The organism is Mesorhizobium sp. M2A.F.Ca.ET.039.01.1.1, from assembly GCF_003998035.1.
Taxonomy (GTDB): Bacteria; Pseudomonadota; Alphaproteobacteria; order Rhizobiales; family Rhizobiaceae; genus Mesorhizobium.
In genome coordinates this window covers 1-3,953 of the sequence record NZ_RZRY01000583.1, presented here as the reverse complement: position 1 = coordinate 3,953, position 3,953 = coordinate 1, and the positions used below count along the sequence as shown (strand labels likewise).

Sequence of the window (3,953 nt, the reverse complement as noted above, 5' to 3'; positions counted from 1 at the left end):
CGGGCGCATGGGTCAGCCGCGCGACGTTGCAGGCGGCCGACGGCGCGCCAATGCCTACGAAGCAGACATCGTCACTTTTCAAGGCGCGGCTGGCGGCGATCGTCATCATCTCGTTGGGGGTGAAACCCAGATTGTCAGCGTCGCTCATGCGGCTTTCCTCAGATGCTCGACGCGGCCGGCAAAGTCGTCGGCGCTGCTCTCGATAACGTTCTTCTGCATCCACGCCTGGAAGCGGTCGCGGTCGGCGGCGATCTCGTCCCATTCGAGATAGGCGGCGTTGTCGCGCTCGTAATAGCCATGCGTGTAGGAGGGATGCGAGCCGCCCGGCACAACGGAAATCGCCGCGATCGTCCAGCTTGGCAGCACGGTGAGGTTGGGATGCAGGTCATCGAAATTGTCGACCATTTCCTCGACCGTCACGACCGCGCGCTTGGCCGCTAGGACCGCCTCCTTCTGGATGCCGATGATACCTTCGACCAGCACATTGCCCTTGCGGTCCGCCTTTTGCGCATGGATGAAGGTGACGTCCGGCCTTATCGCCGGGACGGCGGCCAGCGCCTCCCCGGTGAAGGGGCAGGTGACCGATCTAATGTTGGGGTTGACCGAAGCGAGGCCGGCGCCGCGATAGCCGCGGAACACCGCGCAGGGCAGGCCGGCGGCGCCCGCCTCATAGGCGTTGGCCATGCCGGCATGGCTGTGCTCCTCGACTTCGATGGCGCGCGGAAAGCCGTTCTCGATGGCATCGCGGGCGCGTCGCAACAGGCCGACGCCGGGATTGCCGACATAGGAAAAGACGATCTTCCTCGCCATGCCCATGCCGATCATCTGGTCATAGATCAGGTCGGGCGTCATGCGGATCAGCGTCAGGTCGCGAAAGCCCTGGCGGATCGCTTCATGCGCGGCGGCGGTGGGGATCAGATGGGTGAAGCCCTCGAAGGCGACGGTGTCGCCGTCGTGCAGGTTATCCGCGACCGCCTCTTTCAGCGGCAGGAACTTGACCATCTCCAGGCTCCGTGATTGAAAAGTTCGCATTGCGAACATATGTTTTATATGAGATACTTTTAGCTCCAAAGTTTGCCTGGAGTCAACGCTGGCCTGGAGAGGTTCGTGGAAGAGGAATCCATTTCACGCGACCATGTCGGCTCGCTGGAACGCGGCTTGGCGGTGATGGAAATCCTCGCGCGCCATCCGGCCGGCATGACGCTGACGGAGATGGCCGAGGAGGCGGATCTCACCCGCGCGGGGGCCCGCCGCTTCCTGCTGACATTGGTCGCGACGGGCTATGCGACCCAGTCCGGCCGGCTGTTCTCGCTGTCGCCGCGTCTCTTGACCGTCGCGCGGACCTGGCTCGGCGGCGCATCGCTCTGGACCTTCGCGGCGCCGGTCATGCGCGAGGTAGCGGGGAAATTCGGCGAGGCCTGCAACGCGGCAGTGCTGTCGGGCGAGGACGTCGTCTATGTCGCGCGCATCCCCGGACGGCGAATCCTGAGCGTCGCGCTCGATGTCGGCACGAGGTTGCCGGCCTATTGTACGTCGATGGGGCGCGTGCTGCTTTCCGGCCTGCCGGCGGATGAGTTGAAGGCCTTCCTCGCTGACGCGACCATCGAACGGCGCACGCCGAAGACGATCACCGGCCGCGCCGCGCTCGGCAAGGCCATTGACAGAGCGAGGGTCGATGGCTTCGCCATCGTCGACGAGGAGCTGGAGCTCGGCCTGCGCTCGATCGCTGTTCCGATCGTCGACCGCGCCGGCCGCACCGTGGCCGCCATCAATGTCTCGACGCAGTCGGCGCGTTTCTCGGTCGAGGCGATGGAGCGCGACATCTTGCCGGTGTTGCGGACGGCCAAGCAGCGGGTGGAGGAGTTCTTCTTCGTTTGAGCAGCAACGGCAACCGCCCGAAGTGAGCGCTGCCCGCTCATCCGCGACGATGGTTCTCCGACGATCGGTGAGTGCTCAATGTCTGCTTGAGCGTTCCGCCATATAACGGGCTGGCGAGACGCCGAGCGCCTTTCGAAACATTGTGACAAAGCTGCTGACGTTCTCGTACCCAAGGTCGCCAGCAACCTGTTTCACCGACGCGCCGCTCGCCAACCACTGCACCGAGAGGATAATGCTCAACTGCTGTCGCCAACGACCGAAGCTCATGCCGGTCTCGGCGGCGATTACGCGCTCGAGCGAGCGAACACTGAGTCCAGAACGTTTTGCCCACGATTCGAGAGTTCCGCGGTCAGCTGGATCCGTTATCATGTCCTGGAAGATCGAACGAAGCCGAGGATCGGTTGGCATTGGCAGGTGAAGGTTGCCGAGCGGCGCTGTCGAAACCTCATGCAGCAGCAAGGCCGCAACTCCCGATTCTACTCCGTCCGCCTCATGATCTGCTGGGAACTGCGCGCTTCGGACAATTAGCTCGCGCAACAGCGGACTGACGGTAATCGTGCAGCACGTCGTGGGCAGCTTCGCGCCTGCCGCCGGCTGGACGAAGGCCGCATAGCTGTCGATGTTCCCGGAGGCTGCGATCCGATGCACCATCCCGCCCGGAACCCAAAGCGCGCACTGCGGGGGCACGATCCAGATGCCGCCCTCGACTTCACAACGAAAGACGCCAGAGAGTCCCAAGAGCAGCTCCGACTTCCGGTGGGAGTGATGGTCCAGCTCTAAGCCCTCGGTGACCATCTCGACGCCGACCGTGACGACGTCTCGGCGCGCCTCTTCGACCGTGGGCATGAGCTCAGCCAAGTCATTCCATTGACGCAGGATCGGCAAAGGGTCGCGCTCCAGGAAATTGGCACAATATCAATACATATTGGCCAAGTTTCGCGTTTCCGTCAACCTTACCCTCAGATAATGTCCGACGCGGTGGCGATGGATGCTGAAGGGGACGCTGAGATGAACGAAATGCCGTGAGCCCGTGGGCTCATCGACACACCTCTAGCCTGCTTGAAAGCAGGCTCGTCCCAGGCTCGCTCATCGTCGCGGACAACACGACTTACTGCCCGGATTACGAAGCTTACGTTCGCGAACCAGCCAATGGCTACCTCTCGGTTCCGTTCGCCGACGACGTCGAGCGGATAGAAAGCATCGCAGTCGCAAACGGCTGCTTTTGATCCTGCCTAGACTAAACAAATAAAGCTTAGCTGAAAGATAAACATGACTTCAACTTCCGAAGAGACCACAGTTATCATTGTTGGAGCCGGTGTGTCCGGTCTGACGTTGGCGTCCTTCCTGCGGACCTCCGGCGTGGCCTGCGTTGTCCTGGAGCGGATCGATCGGGCCCGCGTCGAAGTCCGGCAGCGTGCCGGCGTCGTTGATGCACGCGCCGTGCGCATGTTCGAGCAATGGGGATTAGCGGACAAGCTCCTCGCCGGCCCGCTTGCCCAGACCATTGATTATCGCGTCAACGGCGTTGGTCGCATTTTCGAGACCATCGAAGACGACGGCAGCCCGGGTCGATTCTGCACCCAGCAAATGCTCGTCAATAACCTGTTGCGCGAACTGATCGATGTCATGGCGGGTGACATCCGCTTCAGCGTCACCGACGTGTCGATCCAAAATGACGAGGACCGGCGTCCACGGGTCAGCTATTCAGATGCCGCGGGCGCTCACGAGTTCGTCTGCGATTACATCATTGGGTGCGACGCCGAGCACGGTGTCAGCCGGGCATCGATCCCAGATGGTGTCTTGACGAAGTACAGCCATGACTTCGGTTATGCGTGGTTGGCGGCGCTCGTTGAGGCGCCTGTTACCGGCCATCCGATCATGGGCGTCAGCGACCACGGCTTTGTCGCGCAGCTTCCTCGCGGCCCCCACCGGAGCCGGTATTACCTGCAATGCGCGCTTAGCGATGGTCCGGCAGACTGGCCGGATACGCGGATCTGGGATGAAATCCGGCTGCGTCTCTGCGACAACACGATCGAAAATGCCGTGGTCCATGACAAGGACTTCGTACCTATGCG

At 62.2% G+C, this 3,953-nt stretch carries 4 protein-coding genes and 1 pseudogene; 2 read left to right on the top strand and 3 right to left on the bottom strand.

Features of this window, described 5'->3' with window-relative positions; genetic code table 11:
* Together EOA24_RS43400 and EOA24_RS29760 are read right to left on the bottom strand one after the other, a co-directional pair.
* Positions 1–148: pseudogene (locus EOA24_RS43400) on the bottom strand (CoA-transferase subunit beta); the annotation flags it as partial.
* Positions 145–1,002 (bottom strand): CoA transferase subunit A, encoded by an 858-nt coding sequence (locus EOA24_RS29760; RefSeq protein ID WP_126081877.1) that lies wholly within the window; start codon positions 1,000–1,002, stop codon positions 145–147. The pseudogene EOA24_RS43400 and the gene EOA24_RS29760, both read right to left, overlap by 4 nt.
* 105 nt (positions 1,003–1,107) lie before the next feature.
* Here EOA24_RS29760 and EOA24_RS29755 point away from each other — a divergent pair, with 105 nt between their 5' ends.
* Positions 1,108–1,878: an IclR family transcriptional regulator C-terminal domain-containing protein gene (locus tag EOA24_RS29755; protein ID WP_126081878.1), complete on the top strand. Its 771-nt coding sequence runs from the start codon at positions 1,108–1,110 to the stop codon at positions 1,876–1,878.
* Positions 1,879–1,953: 75 nt separating this feature from the next.
* On the opposite strand, the gene EOA24_RS29750 is transcribed toward EOA24_RS29755, so the two are convergent.
* Entirely contained in the window at positions 1,954–2,763 is an 810-nt protein-coding gene (locus tag EOA24_RS29750) for a helix-turn-helix transcriptional regulator (RefSeq protein WP_245466991.1), read from the bottom strand.
* A gap of 432 nt (positions 2,764–3,195) precedes the next feature.
* On the opposite strand from EOA24_RS29750, the gene EOA24_RS29740 reads away from it, so the two are divergent.
* Positions 3,196–3,953 (top strand): FAD-dependent monooxygenase (locus EOA24_RS29740; protein ID WP_210213615.1); only part of this gene is annotated, 758 nt, incomplete at its 3' end.